Source organism: Ferrimonas balearica, from assembly GCF_019802055.1.
In the GTDB taxonomy this organism is placed as follows: Bacteria; Pseudomonadota; Gammaproteobacteria; order Enterobacterales; family Shewanellaceae; genus Ferrimonas; species Ferrimonas balearica_A.
In genome coordinates this window covers 138,288-157,915 of record NZ_JAHVHW010000003.1, presented here as the reverse complement: position 1 = coordinate 157,915, position 19,628 = coordinate 138,288, and the positions used below count along the sequence as shown (strand labels likewise).

19 protein-coding genes are annotated in these 19,628 nt (G+C 60.5%); 14 read left to right on the top strand and 5 right to left on the bottom strand.

Annotation, left to right across the window (positions count from 1 at the left end):
* Positions 1–9: 9 nt before the first annotated feature.
* Positions 10–1,383: an L-serine ammonia-lyase gene (locus tag KUV52_RS00695; RefSeq protein WP_222524019.1), complete on the bottom strand. Its 1,374-nt coding sequence runs from the start codon at positions 1,381–1,383 to the stop codon at positions 10–12.
* Positions 1,384–1,481: 98 nt separating this feature from the next.
* Here KUV52_RS00695 and nagZ point away from each other — a divergent pair, with 98 nt between their 5' ends.
* The 3 genes from nagZ to KUV52_RS00680 all read left to right on the top strand — a co-directional run bounded on the left by nagZ (position 1,482) and on the right by KUV52_RS00680 (position 3,685).
* Positions 1,482–2,489: a beta-N-acetylhexosaminidase gene (gene nagZ, locus KUV52_RS00690; protein WP_222524018.1), complete on the top strand. Its 1,008-nt coding sequence runs from the start codon at positions 1,482–1,484 to the stop codon at positions 2,487–2,489.
* A 33-nt stretch (positions 2,490–2,522) separates the two neighbouring features.
* The gene (gene ycfP, locus KUV52_RS00685; protein ID WP_222524017.1) at positions 2,523–3,083 is read left to right on the top strand and encodes an alpha/beta hydrolase YcfP; all 561 of its coding nucleotides are present in this window, start codon (positions 2,523–2,525) and stop codon (positions 3,081–3,083) included.
* 329 nt (positions 3,084–3,412) lie between these two features.
* On the top strand, positions 3,413–3,685 hold the full coding sequence (locus tag KUV52_RS00680; RefSeq protein WP_222524016.1) for an acylphosphatase: 273 nt from the start codon (positions 3,413–3,415) through the stop codon (positions 3,683–3,685).
* On the opposite strand, the gene KUV52_RS00675 is transcribed toward KUV52_RS00680, so the two are convergent.
* From KUV52_RS00675 to KUV52_RS00665, 3 genes are read right to left on the bottom strand one after another with little or no spacing between them, the layout of a single operon-like run.
* Positions 3,675–4,637 (bottom strand): CsiV family protein, encoded by a 963-nt coding sequence (locus KUV52_RS00675; protein WP_222524015.1) that lies wholly within the window; start codon positions 4,635–4,637, stop codon positions 3,675–3,677. The two genes, KUV52_RS00680 and KUV52_RS00675, sit on opposite strands and share 11 nt — an antisense overlap.
* A complete protein-coding gene (mfd, locus tag KUV52_RS00670) occupies positions 4,634–8,104 on the bottom strand; it encodes a transcription-repair coupling factor (protein WP_222524014.1) in 3,471 nt (1,156 codons plus the stop codon). Before mfd ends, KUV52_RS00675 begins: the two co-directional genes overlap by 4 nt.
* 46 nt (positions 8,105–8,150) lie before the next feature.
* A complete protein-coding gene (locus tag KUV52_RS00665; protein ID WP_222524013.1) occupies positions 8,151–8,729 on the bottom strand; it encodes a PilZ domain-containing protein in 579 nt (192 codons plus the stop codon).
* A 72-nt stretch (positions 8,730–8,801) separates the two neighbouring features.
* Here KUV52_RS00665 and KUV52_RS00660 point away from each other — a divergent pair, with 72 nt between their 5' ends.
* The 7 genes from KUV52_RS00660 to KUV52_RS00630 all read left to right on the top strand — a co-directional run bounded on the left by KUV52_RS00660 (position 8,802) and on the right by KUV52_RS00630 (position 13,723).
* Positions 8,802–10,028 carry a lipoprotein-releasing ABC transporter permease subunit gene (locus KUV52_RS00660; protein WP_222524012.1) on the top strand — a complete coding sequence of 409 codons (1,227 nt, stop codon included), beginning with the start codon at positions 8,802–8,804 and terminating at the stop codon, positions 10,026–10,028.
* The gene (gene lolD, locus KUV52_RS00655; RefSeq protein ID WP_222524011.1) at positions 10,021–10,713 is read left to right on the top strand and encodes a lipoprotein-releasing ABC transporter ATP-binding protein LolD; all 693 of its coding nucleotides are present in this window, start codon (positions 10,021–10,023) and stop codon (positions 10,711–10,713) included. Before KUV52_RS00660 ends, lolD begins: the two co-directional genes overlap by 8 nt.
* The gene (lolE, locus tag KUV52_RS00650; protein WP_222524010.1) at positions 10,700–11,941 is read left to right on the top strand and encodes a lipoprotein-releasing ABC transporter permease subunit LolE; all 1,242 of its coding nucleotides are present in this window, start codon (positions 10,700–10,702) and stop codon (positions 11,939–11,941) included. The genes lolD and lolE overlap by 14 nt, the downstream gene beginning before the upstream one ends.
* 39 nt (positions 11,942–11,980) lie before the next feature.
* The gene (speG, locus tag KUV52_RS00645; RefSeq protein WP_222524009.1) at positions 11,981–12,517 is read left to right on the top strand and encodes a spermidine N1-acetyltransferase; all 537 of its coding nucleotides are present in this window, start codon (positions 11,981–11,983) and stop codon (positions 12,515–12,517) included.
* A gap of 34 nt (positions 12,518–12,551) precedes the next feature.
* A complete protein-coding gene (gene ppiC, locus KUV52_RS00640; RefSeq protein ID WP_222524008.1) occupies positions 12,552–12,833 on the top strand; it encodes a peptidylprolyl isomerase PpiC in 282 nt (93 codons plus the stop codon).
* Between the two features lie 9 nt (positions 12,834–12,842).
* Complete coding sequence (locus tag KUV52_RS00635; protein ID WP_222524007.1) at positions 12,843–13,400, top strand: sugar O-acetyltransferase; 558 nt, start codon at positions 12,843–12,845, stop codon at positions 13,398–13,400.
* Positions 13,401–13,492: 92 nt separating this feature from the next.
* Complete coding sequence (locus KUV52_RS00630) at positions 13,493–13,723, top strand: GDCCVxC domain-containing (seleno)protein (RefSeq protein ID WP_222524006.1); 231 nt, start codon at positions 13,493–13,495, stop codon at positions 13,721–13,723.
* A gap of 121 nt (positions 13,724–13,844) precedes the next feature.
* On the opposite strand, the gene KUV52_RS00625 is transcribed toward KUV52_RS00630, so the two are convergent.
* On the bottom strand, positions 13,845–14,375 hold the full coding sequence (locus KUV52_RS00625) for a DUF2062 domain-containing protein (protein ID WP_222524005.1): 531 nt from the start codon (positions 14,373–14,375) through the stop codon (positions 13,845–13,847).
* Between the two features lie 29 nt (positions 14,376–14,404).
* Here KUV52_RS00625 and KUV52_RS00620 point away from each other — a divergent pair, with 29 nt between their 5' ends.
* The 4 genes from KUV52_RS00620 to KUV52_RS00605 all read left to right on the top strand — a co-directional run bounded on the left by KUV52_RS00620 (position 14,405) and on the right by KUV52_RS00605 (position 19,627).
* Positions 14,405–16,636, top strand: coding sequence for a DNA internalization-related competence protein ComEC/Rec2 (locus KUV52_RS00620; protein WP_261389810.1), 2,232 nt, complete (start codon positions 14,405–14,407; stop codon positions 16,634–16,636).
* 84 nt (positions 16,637–16,720) lie between these two features.
* Positions 16,721–18,475, top strand: a complete 1,755-nt coding sequence (gene msbA / locus KUV52_RS00615) for a lipid A ABC transporter ATP-binding protein/permease MsbA (protein WP_222524003.1) — start codon at positions 16,721–16,723, stop codon at positions 18,473–18,475.
* Entirely contained in the window at positions 18,472–19,458 is a 987-nt protein-coding gene (lpxK, locus tag KUV52_RS00610) for a tetraacyldisaccharide 4'-kinase (protein WP_222524002.1), read from the top strand. Before msbA ends, lpxK begins: the two co-directional genes overlap by 4 nt.
* A complete protein-coding gene (locus KUV52_RS00605) occupies positions 19,448–19,627 on the top strand; it encodes a Trm112 family protein (RefSeq protein ID WP_222524001.1) in 180 nt (59 codons plus the stop codon). The genes lpxK and KUV52_RS00605 overlap by 11 nt, the downstream gene beginning before the upstream one ends.
* The last annotated feature ends 1 nt before the right edge of the window (position 19,628 follow it).

The window sequence follows — 19,628 nt, the reverse complement described above, 5'->3', positions numbered from 1 at the left end:
GGTTCTGCGTCAGCACTCGACGATGTTCACCGCCAGGCCGCCTTTAGCGGTTTCCTTGTACTTGGAGCGCATGTCCATGCCGGTATCCCACATGGTCTTGATCACCTTATCCAGAGAGACCTTATGCATGCCGTCGCCCCGCAGCGCCAGTCGGGAGGCGTTGATCGCTTTCACCGCCCCCATGGCGTTGCGCTCGATGCAGGGCACCTGAACCAACCCACCGACCGGGTCGCAGGTCAGCCCCAGGTTGTGTTCCATGCCGATTTCGGCGGCGTTCTCCACGTTGACCACCGTGCCGCCCAGGATCTCTGTCAGGGCGCCCGCAGCCATGGAACAGGCCACACCAACTTCCCCCTGGCAGCCCACTTCGGCACCGGAGATGGACGCGTTCTTCTTGTAGAGAATGCCGATGGCGGCGGCTGTGAGCAGGTAGCGGGCGCAAATCTCACGGTCTACCGGCTGGACAAACTTGTCGTAGTAGGAGAGAACCGCAGGGATGATCCCGGCGGCGCCATTGGTGGGGGCGGTGACCACCCGACCACCGGCGGCGTTCTCCTCGTTCACGGCCAGGGCAAACAGGTTGACCCAGTCCATGGCGTTCAGCGGATCCCGATTGGTGATCCCCTCGGCGTGCAGGCGACGATAGAGGGCGGGCGCGCGACGACGCAGCTTCAGCCCCCCGGCCAGAATCCCTTCGCTGCGACAGCCACGCTCGACGCAGGCTCGCATCGTCTGCCAAATCTCCCACAACCCGTCGATCACCGTTTCCCGTTCCTGTACCGCGCACTCGTTGGCCATCATCAGGCTGGAGATGGAGAGGCCGTGCTCTGTGCACTGATCCATCAACTCCTGCGCGGTGTCGAACGGGTAGGGCTGCTGGATGGTGATCTGGTTGATGGTGTCGCTCTGCTTGATCTCGTCTTCATCCAGAACAAAACCGCCGCCAATGGAGAAGTAGGTGCGGCTGTAGACCAGCGTGTCGCGAATGTACGCGTGCAACGTCATGGCGTTGGCGTGTTCCGGCAGCGACTTGCGGCGGTGATAGGTGATGCCGTTGGCGCGGGTAAAGGCGATGGGCTGGGTGCCACCCAACATCATCCCCTGCTCCTCAGCGACGGCCTCCAGCAGGTGAGGCACCTGGTCCGGATCGACGCTTTCCGGCGCTTCTCCCAGCAGGCCAAGCACAACCGCGGTGCCGGTGCCGTGTCCTTTGCCGGTTTGCCCCAGTGAGCCAAACAACTCACAGCGGACCTCTGTGACCTGATTCAACTGCTCCTGCTGGCGCAGGTCGTCGATAAACCGATTGGCGGCGCGCATCGGGCCTACCGTATGAGAACTGGAGGGCCCAATACCGATGCTGAACATATCGAAAACGCTGATCATCTCTCTTCCCTGTCACGTCATCTTATTGAGCCGGATGGTACACTAGCGCACAGCACAGCCCAATCCGATGACTGAAATCTTTACCTTTGGAGCGTAGCATGGGTCCATTGATGGCCGATCTGACTGGCACCGTACTCACTGATCTTGATAAAGCACTGCTGGATTGCGACAGCCTGGGTGGCCTTATCCTCTTCACCCGTAACTTTTCCGACCCTGAGCAGCTTTCTCAACTGATCTCAGCGGTGCGAGCTCGTCGCCCGGAGCTGCTTCTGGCGGTGGACCACGAAGGCGGTCGGGTGCAGCGTTTCCGCGAAGGCTTCACCGTACTGCCGGCCGCCAGCCAAGTATGGGCTAATGCTGACGGGCAGCAAGATCAGGCACAAAGCTGGGCTCGCGAGCTAGGCTGGCTGATGGCCAGCGAACTGCGCGCGTTTGATATCGACTTCAGCTTTGCCCCGGTGCTGGACCTGAATGGCATCTCCCAGGTCATTGGCGAGCGGGCATTCGGTTCCACGCCTGAGGTGGTGACTGCTCTGGCCGGTGCCTACATCGACGGCATGCACGATGCGGGCATGGCCTGTGTGGGTAAACACTTCCCCGGCCACGGCAGTGTAGAGGCTGATTCCCACCTTGCTGCGCCGGTGGATCATCGCTCATTGGCTGAGATTGAAGCGCAGGACATGGTGCCTTTTGTTGCACTCGGCGCTAAGCTGGATGCCATCATGCCTGCGCACGTTACCTATCCGGCGGTGTGTGACAAACCGGCAGGATACAGCGCCATCTGGCTGAAACAGATTTTGCGTGAGAAGCTGAGCTATCAAGGGCTTATCTTCTCCGATGATCTGGGCATGGCAGGTGCCGCCGGGGCAGGCAATTATCTGAAGCGCACCCATGCCGCACTGACCGCTGGCTGCGACGTGGCGCTTATCTGCAACCAGGGTGAGGCTGCACTGGCGGTTGCCCGGGTGCTGGCGCCCTGGCAACAGGTGCCGCAGCGGGTAAGGGCGATGGTTGGGCAACCTGCGCCAGGCTGGAGCGAACTGACCGACTCTGCCCGTTGGCAGAGCGCCGTAGCGCTGGCAGGTGGTTTGAGGGACGTAAACTAAGAAGGCGCTCAATCGGGCGACAAGGAGAGACGGGTGATCATCTATCTACACGGCTTTGATGCCACCAGCCCCGGAAATCACGAAAAGGTACTGCAGCTGCAGTTTATCGAGGAGGACGTGCGGTTTTTGTCCTACTCCACTCTCCATCCCAAGCACGATATGCAGCATCTGCTTAAGGAAGTGGACAAGCAGCTCAAGCTTTCCGATGACCCGGCCCCGCTTATCGTGGGTGTCGGGTTAGGGGGTTACTGGGCGGAGCGCGTTGGCTTCCTGTGCGGGATCCGCTCGGTTCTGTTCAATCCCAATCTGTGGCCGGAAGAGAACATGACGGGCAAGATCGATCGCCCCGAAGAGTACGAAGATATCCGCAACAAGTGCGTCAGCGAGTTTCGTCGCAAAAACCAGGGGCGCTCGCTGGTGATTCTGGCCCGTCAGGATTCGGTGCTGGATACCGGGCGAATTGAATCGGAGTTGTCACCCTATTACCCGGTGATCTGGGATGAGGAGCAGCAACACAAGTTCAAGTCGATCAGCGCGCACCTGAAACGGATAGCGGAGTTCAAGGCAAAGCAGAGCGGAGATTCCGCCGCCTGACTGCTGCTCGGGCGACACTGGTCATTCCTCTAAGCTATAGCGCCATTCGCCGGTTGCATAAATGTTGTGGCCAAGTATGCTGTGGCTCGCAGGCTCGGATTTCGCTTGGACGAGAGTCCGACTGTCGGGTTCGAACGACCCGTCAACCCCCCGAGCCTTTGCGTTTGTCGCCCGATGCAGCTAACAGCGGTTTCGTTAGCTGCTTTTTTCGGTGTGAATTCATTGCCTCTTCAAGGCCATCCATACTGGACGACCCCACTTCCTTTCGCTAAAACATTCTTATGCCAGATAAATTGGCGGAGCCTGTCTGCGGCGTAACGAGGTGAAAAATGAAGAAAATCGTGGCGAGAGTCACCGGTGAAGTTCAGGGAGTCTGGTTTCGGGCCTCCGCACGTCAGGAGGCGAAGCGGCTGGGGGTTACCGGCTACGTACGCAATCTGGCGGACGGCTCGGTAGAGATTCTGGCCCAGGGAGGCGACCTCGCTGTAGAGGCCCTGCTAGATTGGGCTCACCATGGGCCAGAGCAGGCCGCCGTCATGGATGTGCTGGTCAGCGATTATGACGGCGACGATCTCTATCTGGATTTTGAGATTACGGATTGACCGGAGCGTCGGTCTCGGTGGCGTTAACCTCCGCTGACTGGGGCTGATCCATCCGTCGGATCTGAACAATCACCCCCATCTTCGGGTGATCGAAATAGTGGATCTCCCGGCTGCGTACCCGACGATTCTGTTCCAGCGGAATGGTCATCAGGAAGGGTTCACGCTCCTCCACCTCTGTAACGTCACCCTCCAGTGCGTTGGGGTCCCGCTCCAGGGATTCCACGGTCCATACCCGTTCACCCTGCTCCCGCAGGTCCAGTCGCGTCTCGATAAAGAGAAAGTGCTCCAAGTAGATCTTAATCCAGCCATTGAGTTGCCAGACCGCCTCGGGGCCGCGGGCTTGCGGCGCAAACTGGGTCAGCAGACTCAACTGGGAGAGCAGGTCATCTTCGGCCAAGCGCGGGTGGCCATCCAGGCGGAAACGATCACCGAAATTGATGCCACCGTAAATGGCGAAGGGCTGAGCGGCCCGGCGACCATACACCGGCATCTGCCAGCCAGAGTGCAGCAGTACCTGATAGCCGGATTGACGGCTTAACTGGTTCAGCGCGTCGTTGAACTGCAGCTGTTCGGCGGTCAGCAGGTAGGGCTGACCGGACAGCGGGTTGCCCGCTTGCATCGCCACCGCCTGTGAGGGCAGGCGGGAGGGCATCTGAACCTGGGCATTGTCCTGGCGTGCCTGACACCCGGTGGGATCAAGCAACCACTCGCTGCTGTCACACTCAGACAGAGCGGCTTCAAACTGGCTGAGATCCGGCAGCAGTACAGGGCCGATCAGGTCCTGGGCATTGCCCAGTTTCACCTGGGGCTGTTCCTGATCCCAGATCTCACCGCTGTGATCCGGCCGGGCAAAAACCGCCAGCTCCACCTCGAACCAGGTGGGATCCTCGGCCAGGGCCGATGGGCTAGTGACGCTGGTCAGCACCGCCAGCAGGGGAAGCAGATATTTCACGAAAGCGTGGCCTCTTGTTTGATATCCACCGAGAGCTTTTCAAGCCATTCGGTGACGGCGTCCAGTCGAGCCTGGGGCGCCTCAATGTCGTCCATAAACCGCAGTTTGGTCGGCCCGTCCATCTTAAGCCGACCGGCGTTGGATTGCAGCAGGGCAATCAGGGTTTGTGCCTGAATTGGCGTGTGTTCGGTAAATTCGAAACTGCCGCCCTTGGCATGCGCTTCGATGCGTCGGATGCCCAGTGCAGTGGCCTTCAGCTTAAGGCGGGTGACCGCCAGCAGGTTTTCCGCCGCATCCGGCAGGCGACCGAACCGGTCCACCAACTCCACTTTGGCCTGAAGCAGGTCGTCCTCGCTGGTGCAGGAGGCGATCTGCTTGTAGATGGCCAGTCGGGTGTTGACGTGGGGCAGATAGGATTCCGGCAGCAGGGCCGGGATCCGCAGCTCCAGTTCTGCCTGGTCTGACAGGATCTGGTCCAGCGAAGGCTCCTTGCCCGACTTCAGCGCTTTGACCGTCTGCTCCAGCATCTCCATGTAGAGGCTGAAACCGATCTTGCTGATGTGACCGCTCTGCTCGTCGCCGAGCAGTTCGCCGGCACCGCGGATCTCCAGGTCCTGGGTGGCTAGTAGGAATCCGGCCCCCAGGTCCTCAAGTTGCTCAATCGCTTCCAGACGCTTGGCGGCGTCCTTGGTGAGCTTCTTGGCGGGCGTCAGCAGGTAGGCATAGGCCTGATGGTGAGAGCGGCCCACGCGGCCCCGCAGCTGGTGCAACTGAGCCAGACCGAACTTGTCCGCCCGCTCAATCAGAATGGTGTTGGCACTGGGGATGTCGATACCGGTTTCGATGATGGTGGTGCAGACCAGAAGATTAAAGCGACCATGATGGAAGTCGCTCATCACCTGTTCCAACTCCCGCTCCCGCATCTGGCCATGGGCGATGCCCACCCGGGCTTCCGGCACCAGGGCCGAAAGCTCTTTGGCGCAGTCCTCAATGGTCTCCACGCTGTTGTGCAGGTAGTAGACCTGGCCACCCCGGAGGATCTCCCGCATCAGCGCTTCCCGAACCAGTGCACCCTCCTGGGGACGCACAAAGGTTTTCACCGACAGGCGGCGTTTGGGCGCCGTGGCGATGATGGAGAGGTCCCGCATGCCGGACATCGCCATATTGAGGGTCCGGGGGATCGGCGTGGCGGTCAGGGTCAGGATGTCCACTTCCGCCCGCAGGGCTTTGATCTTCTCCTTCTGGCGCACGCCAAATCGGTGCTCCTCATCGACGATCAGCAGGCCAAGATCGGGGAAGCTGATGTCGCTCTGAAGCAGCTTGTGGGTGCCAATCAGAATGTCGACCTTACCCTCGGCAAGCTGCTCCAGCACCTTCTTCTGCTCCGAGGCGGTGCGGAAACGGCTCATCACCTCAACCCGGACCGGCCAGTCGGCAAAACGGTCACGGAAGTTCTCGTAGTGCTGCTGAGCCAGCAGAGTAGTGGGCACCAACACCGCCACCTGCTTGCCACCGTTGATGGCAACAAAGGCGGCGCGCATCGCCACCTCGGTTTTGCCAAAGCCAACGTCACCACACACTAACCGGTCCATCGCCTGGGGCTTGGTCATATCCCGCAATACCGAGCCGATGGCCGCGGCCTGATCGACCGTCTCTTCAAAGGGGAAGGCGGCAGCGAAACGCTGATAATCCACCTCATCCATAGGGAAGGGGTAGCCGGGCTTGGCTTCACGGCGGGCGTAGATGTCCAGCAACTCGGCGGCCACATCCCGCACTTTTTCAGCCGCTTTACGCCGGGCTTTGTCCCAGGCTTCCGAGCCCAGTTTATTGAGGGTAACGGTCTCTTCATCCCCGCCGCTGTAGCGGCTGATCATGTGCAGGGCGTTGACCGGTACGTAGAGCTTTGAGCCGCCGTTGTACTCCAGCATCAGGAACTCGGATTCCAGCCCTCCCGCTTCCAGAGTTTCCAAACCCAGGTAGCGGCCGATGCCGTGTTTGAGGTGGACAACGGGTTGCCCGACCTTGAGCTCCGCCAGATTCCGGATAAGGGACTCTGAACTGACGCTGCGGCGCTGGCGGCTGCGGCGGCTTTGGCGTACCCGGCTGCCGAGCAGTTCCTCTTCGCAGATCAGTGCCACCCCTTCCCGATTCAGCACCACAGAGTGCTCCAGCGGGCTGACGATAAGCCCCATCGCCAGGTCGTTCTGCAGGAACTCCGTCAGGTGTTCCACTGGCTCGGGCTTGATACCAGCGGGGCGCAGCAGTTCCAGCAGCGCCTCCCGGCGACCCTCGGACTCCACCGAGAAGAGGACGCGGGGGAATTGAGCCAGTTTCTCCTGCAGGGGCGCGAGGGGGGCTTTCAACTGGTGGTTGATCTCGATGTCGCTGACCGACTGCACATCGGCCTGAGGCGCCTTGGCAATCTCGGAGATACCCGCTTCCAACTGGATGCGACCGCGCTGCTTGATCTCACCGAACAGCTCCTCATTGCGCAGAAACAGCTCGTGGGGGGCAAGCAGAGGGCGTAATGGGTCGACCCGCTGGTTTTCATAGCGGGCTTCCGCGTCACTCAGATAGCGCTCACAGGCCTCCTGAATGGGGCCGACGGTCAGCACCTGAGTATCTGTCGGCAGGTAGTCGAACACCGTCGCCGTGGTATCGAAAAACAGCGGAAGATAGTTTTCAACGCCACCGGGCAGAATCCCTTTGGAGACCTGCTGATAGATCGACTCCGCTTCGTTGCTGATCCGCTCAAAGCGCTGGCGATAGTGAGAACGGAATCGGTCGATGCCCTGCTCGTCAGTGGGAAACTCCCGGGCGGGCAGCAGGCGGACTGAAGCCAGCGTACCTTCGGAGCGTTGCGTGTCCGGATCGAACGGGCGGATGCTCTCCAGCTCGTCGTCAAACAGATCCAATCGCAGCGGGGTGTCGCTGCCCATGGGGAACAGGTCAACGATGGCGCCGCGGATGGCGTACTCACCGTGCTCCCGGACCTGATCAACATGGTGGTAGCCCGCGCGGGTCAGGTCCTGGCGCAGCTTTTCCACATCCAGGGTCTGGCCCTGCTCGAAACGCACCACTTTGCCGGCGACAAACTCCGGGGGAGAAACCCGGGTCAGGGCGGTGGGCACCGGCAGGATTACCAGGCCCCGTTTTAGTCCGGGCAGCGCGTGGAGGGCCTCCAGACGCTGGGAGACAATGTCCTGATGGGGCGAAAAACTGTCGTATGGCAGGGTTTCCCGGTCAGGAAACAGCAGAATCGGCAGCGTGTCGCGGCACAGGTAGCGCAGCTCCTGCTCCAGATGGAGGGCGGTGGGGGTGTCATGGGTCAGCAGCAGCGTAAGGCCGCTGTGCCGACCGGCCATGCTATGGATGGCCAGGGACTGGGCGGCCCCCACCAGGCCAGTCAGGCGAAGCTTGCTGTTGGGCCCGCCAGCGGGCGGATCCAGGGGGGAAAAACGACTCATTGGCAAGACTTGGGATTGGGTTGAGGGTTCATTGTAAAAAAGGGCATCAGACCTCGCCACCGCGGCGGCGCTCGGCCCGTTCCCGCAGCAGGCGCTGCTGAATCTGCAGACTGGCACGCACCAGGCGGTCCTGATCCGATTCGCGGATGGCGGTAAAAGCGACCTCAAGATCGACACCCTGCTCGCGCTCTGTCACCTGGGTGACTTCGCCATGGGCGTAAACGGCCACCTGAGCACGGGGCAGGAACAGTCGAAGTGCCAGCGGCTGGCCTACTGCCACCGGCTCCGACACAGTCAGCGATACGCCGGAGCCGCCGAAGCGACGTCCTTCGGCCCGGTAGCGGGCGTTCGGGTCCTGGCTAAGCTGCTGCTGCAGCACCAGATCGATCTTTTGCGATTGCAGATTCAGGTACTCGGCCAGGGCCTTGGCGTGTTTCTCCAGCCCCTTGAGCAGCGGCAGGCAGTGACTTTCCAGGTCCGTCACCTGGGCCATCAGCGCAAACGCCTTCGGCATCGCCTGATTCAGCGCCTCCTCGGAGAGCCACAACTGAGCCTCTTCGATCGGGTCCAACAACGCCTCGAAGTCGCTTTCCACACTGAAGTAGCCAGGATCGGTTTCGGACATGGTTATCCCTTGTAAGCGGTGATGAATTCTAGATATTATCCGTGAACTTATGACTTTATCCAACCGACCTCTATGTCCCTGGCATCGCCCTCTCTGTCGCTCTTTGTAGGGCTGCGCTACTGGCGTGCGCGCAAGGACACCCGATTTGTCTCCTTTATCACCCTGTTCTCCGTGCTCGGCATCGCCCTGGGCGTGGCGGCATTGATCATCGTCAGTTCGGTGATGAACGGGCTGGAGGGGCGCCTTAAGGGCAAGATCCTCGGTGCCGTGCCGCAACTGGTGATCGAAGCGGGGGAGGGGGATCTCAACCGGTTCGAGCCGCTGCTCAGTGGTGACCCGCGCATCCGCGGTGCCGTGCCGATGCTGACCTCGGAAGCGATGGTGCAGCGTGGCAACGAGTTGGGAGGCGTTCAGCTGCTGGGGGTAGACCCGGAGCGCGAAGCCCCGCTTTCTGCCGTTTCCAGCCATATGATCTACGGCAGTCTTACCGACCTCAGTCCCGGCCAGTTCAATATCATCCTGGGCAGCCAACTGGCGCGTCAGCTGAGTCTGCTACCCGGTGACAAGGTGCGGGTGATGACCGCCCAGGGGGCGCGCTACACCCCAATGGGACGGGTTCCGGCTCAACGCCAGTTTACGGTCGTCGGGGTGTTTGAGCTTGGCTCCGACATTGATAAAGGGCTGGCGCTGGTGAACCTGGAGGATGCGGGGCGGTTGCTGCGTCAATCTCCGGATCTGCGCCTGTACCTGAACGACGCATTCGATGCGCCGATGCTGTCTGAAGAGCTGGCGCTGAAAGCGCAGTCTCAGTTGGGTGAAACGGTGGCCATCACCGACTGGCGTGAACAGTATGGCCAGTTGTTCTCTGCCGTGAAGATGGAGAAGCGGATGATGTCGCTGCTGCTGGGGCTGATCATCGCCGTGGCCGCCTTCAACATTGTTTCTGCCCTGGTGATGATGGTGACGGACAAGACTGCCGATGTGGCGATCTTAAAAACCCTGGGCCTCTCACGTCGACAGGTGATGGGGATCTTCTCCGTGCAGGGCATGAGCAGTGCGGTGCTGGGTACCCTGGTGGGGCTGAGCGTTGGATTGCTGCTGGCCAACCATCTACAGCCTGTCTTGTCCCTGTTGGGGATCTGGTTACTGCCTCCGGGGCAGCCTCTGCCCGTTATTATCGACCCGACCCAGGTGGCCAGCGTGGTGGGCGGCGCCGTGTTGCTGAGTTTCCTGGCTACCCTCTATCCCGCCTGGCGGGCGTCACAAGTGAATCCGGCGGAGATCTTACGCTATGAGTGAACCCTTACTGCAGTGTGTTGACCTGGGCAAGGTGTATCAGGAAGGGCGACAGCAAACCCGGGTTCTTCGGGGGCTCAATCTGACCGTCAACGCCGGCGAACTGGTGGCGGTGGTGGGCAGCTCCGGCTCCGGAAAAAGCACACTGCTGCACCTGTTGGGCACGCTGGACACCCCCAGTGAGGGGGAGGTCCGTTTTCGCGGCAAAAGTCTGGCCCGCCTGAGTGAGTCTCAGCGTAATCGCCTGCGCAACGAGGACCTGGGGTTTGTCTACCAGTTCCACCATCTTCTGCCGGAGTTTACTGCGCTGGAAAACGTGGCGATGCCGCTGATGATTGCCGGCATCAGTCGCCAGGAGGCCTCAGAACGTGCTTCGGCGCTGCTGGGACGGGTTGGTCTGGCCGAGCGCCACCACCATAAGCCCGGCGAGCTGTCTGGCGGTGAACGCCAGCGGGTGGCCATTGCCCGCGCTCTGGCCAATCAACCGGCACTGGTGCTGGCGGATGAGCCCACCGGTAATCTGGACGCCACTACAGCGGAATCGATCTACGGCCTTATCCGAGAACTGGCGGCCGAGCAGGGTACCGCTTTTGTGGTGGTCACCCACGATCGTGAATTGGCGGCCCGACTGGATCGTCAGCTGGAGATGAAAGCGGGGCATTTGGAGGAAGCGGATGCTCAGCACTAAGGGGCCTCTGTCCCTGCAGATTGGCTGGCGCTTTCTGCGCGCCCGCAACAACAATCGCTTTGTTTCCTTTATCAGCCTCTCTTCGGTGGTAGGGGTGGCGCTGGGTGTGGCGGTATTGATCCTGGTGCTCTCTGCCATGAACGGCTTCGAGCGAGAGCTGAAAGATCGTCTGTTGGCGGTGGTGCCCCATGCGGAGCTGACCGCCATTGATGCCCCCATCGTGGATTGGCCCGCCATGGTTCAGGACGCGGAATCAGAGCCCGGTGTCAGTGCGGCCGCGCCCTTTGTGCTGATCCAGGGGATGCTGCAGAAGGGGGACACCATGAAACCGGTGGCCCTGCGTGGCGTGTTGCCCCAGTGGGAGGAGAAGGTCTCCGGCGCGCACCGTTTTATGAACGACACCGCCTGGAACAGCCTCAATGAGAACCGGCCTAATCTGGTTCTGGGGAAAGCGCTGGCGGCGCAGCTTGGGGTGGAAGTGGGCGATCGCATCAGCCTGCTGCTGCCCAAACCGGGCAATCGCCCGCTGGCGGGCTACCGCACCAAAACCCTGACCATCACCGGCCTGTTTGATCTGGGTGGGGAGATCGACCGCACCGTCGCTTTCACCAACCTGGCGGCAGCCGCCGAACTGGCGGGGCTGGGGGATGGAGTAAGTGGTGTCCGGATCCGTGCGGAAAACCTGTTTGAAGCGCCCCAGTTGATCCGCAACATCGGCTTTGCTCAGCAGCATCCGCTCTATCTGACCGACTGGACCCGTACCCAGGGTCATCTCTACAGCGACATTCAGCTTATCCGCACCCTGACCTATCTGGTGCTGGTGCTGGTGGTGGCTGTGGCCAGTTTCAACATCATCTGCTCGCTGGTGATGTCGGTGCGTGATAAGCAGGCGGAGATCGCCATTCTGCGTACCATGGGAATGAGCCGGCGGGGCATCCTTCAGAGCTTTATGGTGCAGGGCGCAGTGACTGGCTTGCTGGGGTGTGTGATTGGCGCGCTACTGGGCTCGTTACTGGCCTGGAAGCTCTCCGACCTGATGGCGGGGCTGGAGCGGCTGTTTGGGATCCGCTTCCTTTCCGGTGACATCTACTTTATCGATTTTCTGCCCTCAGAGCTGCATCTGCAGGACGTCATCAGCGTCAGCCTGCTGGCTTTTGCCGTCACTCTGGTGGCGACCTGGTATCCCGCCTGGCAGGCCAGCCGCCTGCAACCGGCCCAGGTGCTGTAAGCTTACTACCCTCTGGCATCGCGTTATCGCGGGAGACTTATGTCCGTTGCAGTCCGCCTCCGTCCCCTCGAGCGGGACGATTTGCGTTTTGTCCATCACCTCAACAATGACCGTCAGATCATGGCGTACTGGTTTGAGGAGCCTTACGAAGCCTTTGTTGAGCTGCAGCAGCTCTATGACAAGCACATCCACGACCAGTCTGAGCGTCGCTTTATCGCGGAAAATGGCGATCGTGAGCCGGTTGGATTGGTGGAACTGGTGGAGATCACCCATATCCATCGGCGTGCGGAGTTTCAGATCATCATCGACCCGGCTCATCAGGGCAAAGGCTATGCCCGCCCGGTGATGGCCAAAGCGGTGGAGTACGCCTTTAAGGTGCTCAATATCCATAAGCTTTACCTGCTGGTATCGGTACAGAACACCCGCGCACTTCACCTCTATCGGGACTTCGGCTTTATCGAGGAGGGGACCCTGATAGAGGAGTTCTTTACCGACGGTGAATACCGGGATGCCATCCGCATGTACATGCTGCAGCGGGACTATCTGGGACAGATCGCCGAGTCTGAGAAAAGCTGATAGGATCGGCGCCCTTTTTGATGAGGAGTTCCCCATGGCCAAGACCGCCAGTGCCCTGCACATCCTGGTAAAACATGAAGCCAAGGCGCAAGAGTTGCTGAAGCAGCTGGAGAAGGGCGCCAATTTCCAGACCCTGGCCAAGAAGCACTCCACCTGCCCCTCTGGCAAAAAGGGCGGACACCTGGGGGAGTTTCGCAAAGGGGATATGGTGCCCACCTTTGATAAGGCCGTATTTACTGGCCCCATCCTGAAGCCGATCGGCCCGGTAAAGACCAAGTTTGGGTTTCACATCATCAAGGTGCTGTATCGCACCTGAGCCCAGCGCATGACCGAATTTGAAAAGATGATGAACGGCCAGCCGTTCAATGGTGCCGCTGAAGAACTGTCTGCCATTCGCGATCGTGCGTTTGAGCTGGTCCAGCAGATCAATCAAAGCCGCCGGTTTGGGCCAACTCAGTCACTGTTTGCCGAGCTTTTCGGTGCGCTGGGCGAGGGCTCACTGATCCGTCCGCCTTTTCAGTGCGAGTTTGGCCAAACGGTTCGCATTGGCCGCAACACCTTTATCAATACGGGTGTGGTGATGCTGGATGGTGCTGAGCTCACGCTGGGTGACAACGTCATGGTTGGTCCCAGCGTTCAGTTCTATACCGCCTCCCACTCGCTGAATCATCTTGAGCGCCGCAACTGGGAAACCCATTGCCGACCGATTCGCGTCGAAGACGATGTCTGGATTGGCGGCAACGCGGTGATCAATCAGGGCGTGACCATCGGTGCCCGTTCGGTGGTGGCCGCCAATTCAGTGGTGAACCAGGATGTGCCGCCGGACTGTCTGGTGGGCGGAACCCCCGCACGGATTCTGAAGCGGTTGGCGAAATCCTGTTGATTGAGCTGGCAATAGGGGCTTCCGAGCACTTGACCTTGGTGTCAGGACCAAGCTTTATCATGGGGTAAATCACCGTTTTGAAGGCCAGCTCAATGTCCAATTCCTCCTTCACGCCCATTCTGGAATCGACCCTCACCTGCCCCCGTTGTGGTCATACTGCGACGGAGCAGATGCCCACCAATGCCTGCCAGTGGTTCTACGAGTGCCAGGGGTGCAAGGCGCTGCTGAAGCCTTTACCCGGAGACTGTTGCGTGTATTGCTCCTATGGCACGGTGAAATGCCCACCCATTCAGGCCGGGCAATCCTGCTGCAACCGAAGCTGAGGCGCTGAGAACCGGATCTTTGGTACAGATTGGGTTACCAGTGGCATACACAGAGTGATGTGCTGGAATTCGGCGAAGAGTGTGGAACAAAAAACGGCACCCCGGGGTGCCGTTTTTTGTCTTATGTGCGGGCTCGGCCTGAGCGGAGCTCCCGTCGCTTTTTCCAACTGAACAGGATGGAGTATCGCCACAGGCTGTTGATCACCAAGTAGGTGAACGCGGCGCTGGCCAGGCCCAGCATGGCACAGCCCAGCAGAAAGGGAGGACCAAATGCCTGGAAGCTCTCCACCAGCCAGTGCCAGCTCAGTTCAAAGTGGAAACCGGTTCGGGGCCAGTCCATCGCCCAGGTGCCGCACAGGTAGGCGGCGTAGAACATTACCGGCATGGTGACCGGGTTGGAGATCCACACGGTGGCAACCGCCAGAGGCAGGTTTACTCCTACCAGAATGGCGCACAGGGCTGCCACGACCATCTGAAAAGGGATCGGGATCCAGGCCACCACCATCCCCAACGCCAGTGCGCCTGAGGCGGAGCGGCGGTTCAGGTGCCAGAGATTTGCACGCTGCATCCACGGACCCAGCATCCGCAGACTTTTGTGCTGACGAATCACCTCTGGATCCGGCATAAATCTCTGAATCGTCTTTTTTGGCATAGCGTTCGAAATTCACCTAAGCGTTCAGTATGAACGGATTCTTACTGGGTTGGATTGCGGCCTTGCTGGCGGCCAGGGTTTGGCCAGACCTGCTCCCATTGCCCTTGTTGCTTTTCAGTATACCCGCCCTAGCGTTACTGCGGCGTTACCCGATCCTTATGGGGTGGGTACTGGGGATCCTGCTGTTCCATATTCAGGCTTACCGTCTGACGCATCCGGAGCGTGCTCTGGCTACCGGGCCGACGACGGTGGTTGCTACGGTGGCTTCTTTGCCAACCGGCGACGAAATATATCAGCGATCCCGGTGGCAGGTCGAGGCTATAAATGGTGAAACCGTTTCACTTTTTTGGTCCGATCAGATCGAACTGGGCTGGTATGGCGGCCCGTTATTGGCTCAGGGACAGCGCTATCGCCTGGATGTGGTCCTGAAATCCCCCTCCGGTGTGCTGAACCAGGGGGGAGGCAATGCTCGTCGACGCTTGCTGGCCGAGGGCGTAGTGGCAACAGGCTACGTGCGTCAGGGCCAGTTAGTGGAGGATAGTCGGCATTGGCGCGGTGCGCTGGCCGACGCTTTGGCCCAACAAGTGGCTGAATTGCCACGGGGGGATCTGCTAAGGGCTCTGGTACTTGGAGACCGTCGAGGCATAGGCGCGGACCGTTGGGAGGCACTCAGGGCCTCAGGTTTGATCCATCTGGTGGCGATCTCCGGCTTACATCTGAGCATTGTGGCGTTGTGGGTACTGGGCGTTGGGCAAAAGGTGCTGCCGCGGATCTGGCCAAGTCCGTCCGGGGCAGGCCAGGGGGCGCTGTGGTTGCTCTGCGCGGGCCTGGTCGTGAGTTACGCGGCATTGGCAGGTTATGCCCTGCCAACCCGCCGGGCGGCGGTGATGGTGCTGCTGGTCCTGGTGATGCTGTGGCGAAGTCGGGAAGCCCGGGGCTGGGAGTTGCTGCTCAGAGCCGCCGCGCTGGTGCTGTTACTGGACCCGCTCGCGGCACTGGGGGCGGGGTTCTGGCTCTCTTTCGGGGCGGTTTCCATTCTGTTGCTGCTCAACTGGTGGCGCCCTTCTGGTAAAGGCTGGTGGGCCAGGGGCCGTCACCTCTTCTACCTGCAACTGGGTTTGGCCATTGGGATGACGCTGATCCAGGGCATGGTGCTCAACCTATACAGTTTACAGGGGGTCTGGACCAATCTTCTGGTGTTGCCCCTGTTCTCGCTGGTCATCCTGCCGCTGTGTCTGCTGTCCGGTGCGTTGGCGCTGTTCGCTCCGAGCTTTGCCCCCCCCTTCCTGACATTGGCGGATCGCTCCCTCGGCTTGATCACCCTGGTATCGGACTGGGCGCTTCGCCTCCAGACCGAATGGCCCTGGCTGGGAGGTGGCGTGTCCAGTCGCAGCGGCTGGGTGCTGATGCTGTTGGTCGTTGCACTGGCGTTGTACCGGTTTCGACCTTGGCGGGGGTGGCCTTGGCAGGCGGGGATACTGGCACTTTCTGTAATGGTTGTGGTGATGCACCGCCCTGTCGGATGGCAGTTGCACCTGGTGGATGTGGGGCAGGGACTGGCGGCGGTGATTGAGCGGCAAGGCCGATTCCTGCTTTACGATACCGGCTCTGCATTTCCGAGTGGTTACAGCTATGCGGAGCGTGCCGTGCTGCCCCTGCTGAGGGAGCGCGGCGCCGATGCGCTGGATCTTTTGGTGATCAGTCATGGCGACAACGATCATGCCGGTGGCCAGCGCGCGATTGAGCGGGTACTGGCGCCGGAGGCGACCCGCGGTATCAATGCCCGTTGCAGCGGGGAGGAGCACTGGCAGGGACTGACCCTGAGCTGGTGGCGCCGTGCCGGGGCCAACCGGGGGCGGGATGCCGGTAACAACGACTCCTGTACCCTGAGGGTAGGTGATGGTGAACACTCGCTACTCCTGCCGGGAGACATCGAAGCGCTGGTGGAGGAGGAGATGGTGAACCAGGGTGTGGCCGCGCCCGTCAGCGTGTTGGTAAGCCCTCACCATGGTTCGAGCACCTCCAGTTCTGAGGCTTGGCTGGCGGCGTTGAATCCGGCGCTGGTGTTGATACCCGCTGGCCGGGGTAACCGCTGGGGCTTTCCCCATGCCAGCGTACTGGCCCGCTACAAGGCGCTGAGGGCGGAGGTGTGGGTTGTGGGGCAGGAGGGACAGGTGACGGTTCACTTCAAACCGGGGAGCGCTCCGGAAGTGCTCAGCCAGCGTCGACACCGTGCACCCTGGTGGTATAACCGTCACTAATTCGCAAATTGGCGCCGTAACATTGGTATCCCCGCCAGTGGGGGGTATTATGGCTCCTTTGATTCTACAAGCCCTAAGGCGTTCATGAGCGCAGAAAATCAGAGCTCCGTGTGGTCCACCTTTAAACGGTTGTGGCCCTATGTCCTGCCCTACAAGATGGCCTTTATTGCCGCCATCGTGGCCATGATGGTGTACGGCGGTGTTGATGCCGCCATGATCTATCTGGTGAAACCCCTTATCGACAGTGGTTTGGCGGATGGCAATGCCAACACCTTTAAGTGGGCCCCGTTGGTTGTGGTTGGCCTCTTTGTTGTTCGAGGCCTCGGTAACTTCGTTTCCACCTACTGTATGGCCTGGGTGTCACAGCATGTGATCCGGTCGATGCGTCAGTCGGTGTTTGAGAAGTACCTGAAGCTGCCGGTCAACTACTTCGACAGTCGCTCCAGTGGCGACCTGATCTCCAAGATCACCTACGACACCGAGCAGGTGTCCCGCGCCTCCACTAACGCCTTGATCAGCATGGTACGAGACGGTTTCACCGTACTCGGCCTGCTGTTCATCATGTTCTACGAGAGCTGGCAACTGTCCGCCATCTTCTTCCTGGTCGGGCCGATAGTGGCTTGGGTGATCACCATCGTCAGCCGCCGCTTCCGTAAGATCTCCCGCAATATCCAGGCGGCGATGGGCGGAGTAACCAGCGCGTCCGAGCAGATGCTGAAAGGGCATCGCAACGTGCTGGCTTTCGGTGGGCAACAGGTGGAGTCTGAGCGTTTTGCTCAGGTCAACAATCGCACCCGTCAACAGAACATGAAACTGGCTGCTGCCCAGGCGATCAGCCAGCCGGCCATTCAGATTATCGGTTCCATGGCGCTGGCCGTAGTGCTGTTTGCCGCCAGCTTCCCCAGCGTTCTCGACAGCCTGACTCCGGGTTCTTTTGTGGCCATTATCGGTGCCATGATGGGTCTGATGACGCCGGTTAAGCACCTGACTCGGGTTAACGCCGAGTTCCAGCGTGGCATTGCTGCTGCCGCCAGTGTCTTTGAGGTGCTGGATGAGGTAGAGGCCGTGGATCAGGGCTCAATGGAGCTTCAGCGTGTTAAGGGCGAAGTGCGCTTCGATAACGTGGTGTTCCGCTACAACGATGAGAGCGATCCGGTACTGAAGGGGATCAACCTCTCCATTCCGGCTGGCCAGACCCTGGCGCTGGTGGGCCGTTCCGGTTCCGGTAAGTCTACGCTCTCCAGCCTGCTGCCCCGCTTTTACGAGATCGACGAGGGTGCCATCACCATTGATGGTCACGACGTCCGGGATGTGACGCTGGCCAGTCTGCGTAACCAGATCGCCATGGTGTCCCAGCAGGTGATTCTGTTTAACGACACCATCGCCAACAACATCGCTTACGCCTGCGACGAGCAGGTTACCCGTGAGCAGATTGAAGCGGCAGCGGAAGCGGCTCACGTGATGGACTTCGTTAAGGATATGCCGGAAGGGCTGGATACCTTGGTGGGCGAGGATGGCGTACTGCTCTCCGGTGGCCAGCGTCAGCGTATCGCCATTGCCCGGGCGCTGCTGCGTGATGCCCCGATTCTGATCCTGGATGAAGCCACTTCTGCGCTGGACACCGAATCCGAGCGGGCGATTCAGGGCGCGTTGGAGACACTGCAGAAGGGTCGCACCTGTCTGGTGATCGCACACCGCCTCTCCACCATTGAGAGCGCGGATCAGATCGTGGTGATGGATAAGGGCGAGATCGTGGAGCAGGGCGACCACAGCGACCTCATGAACCACGGTGGCATCTACGCTCAACTGCAGCAGTTGCAGGCGGGCGACTTAGGATGAGTAAGGCCCTGGAGCGGGCCTGGCAAAAGGGGCATCCCGCCCTCTGGTTGCTGGCCCCCCTGACCGCTCTGTTTGCTTTGGTCAGCGGCCTGCGCCGCTGGCTGTTTCGCCGCGGCTGGCTGACGTCAATCAGAGTCGGCGTCCCCGTCGTGGTGGTCGGCAACATCTCCGTCGGTGGAAACGGCAAAACCCCAACCGTCATCTACCTGGTTGAACTGCTTAAGCGCGCCGGATACCGGCCCGGCATTATCAGTCGTGGCTACGGCGGCCAGGCACCCCACTATCCCTTTCGTGTCACTGCCGACACGCCCCCCAGCCAGAGTGGCGACGAGCCAGCCCTGATGGCGCAACGAACCGGCGTTCCGGTTGCCGTGGGTGCGGATCGGGTGGCTGTGGCGCAGAGCCTGATCGACAGTGGCGAAGTGGACATCCTGATCAGCGATGACGGTATGCAGCATTACCGCCTAGCGCGAACCCTTGAGGTAGCGGTGATTGACGGCGTACGCCGCTTTGGCAATGGCCACCTGCTGCCGATGGGCCCGCTTCGAGAGTCGCCCTCCCGGCTGCAGCGCTGTGATTTCAGCGTCTGTAATGGCGGTGAACCCAAGCCCGGGGAGTACCCCATGACGCTGACGCCGGACGCCTGGCAGCGGGTGGACGGTCAGGGTGAGCAGGCCCCTGATGCCCCTATGGTGGCGATGGCGGGGATTGGCCATCCACCCCGTTTCTTCGACACCCTGAATGGACTGGGGCTGGCGCCCATCGCCTGCCACGGCTTTGCGGATCACCAGGCTTATCAGGCGGATACCCTGAAAGCGCTGACGCCCAATGGGGAGTCTCTGGTGATGACAGAAAAAGACGCGGTCAAATGCCGCACCTTCGCCCGTTCCAACTGGTATTACCTACCGGTAACTGCTAGTTTTGGGCGGGATTTTGATACCGAATTTTTGCGTAAGTTGAGGGAATCGCTCGATGAGCTTTGACAACAAGCTGCTGGAGATCATCGCTTGCCCAGTGTGTAAGGGTAAGCTGGAGTACGACCGGGAAGGCGATCGCCTGATCTGCAAGGCAGATCGGCTGGTGTATCCCATCACTGAGGGCATTCCGGTGCTGCTGGAAGACCGGGCTGAACCTCTGCGCGACGAGGCCTGAA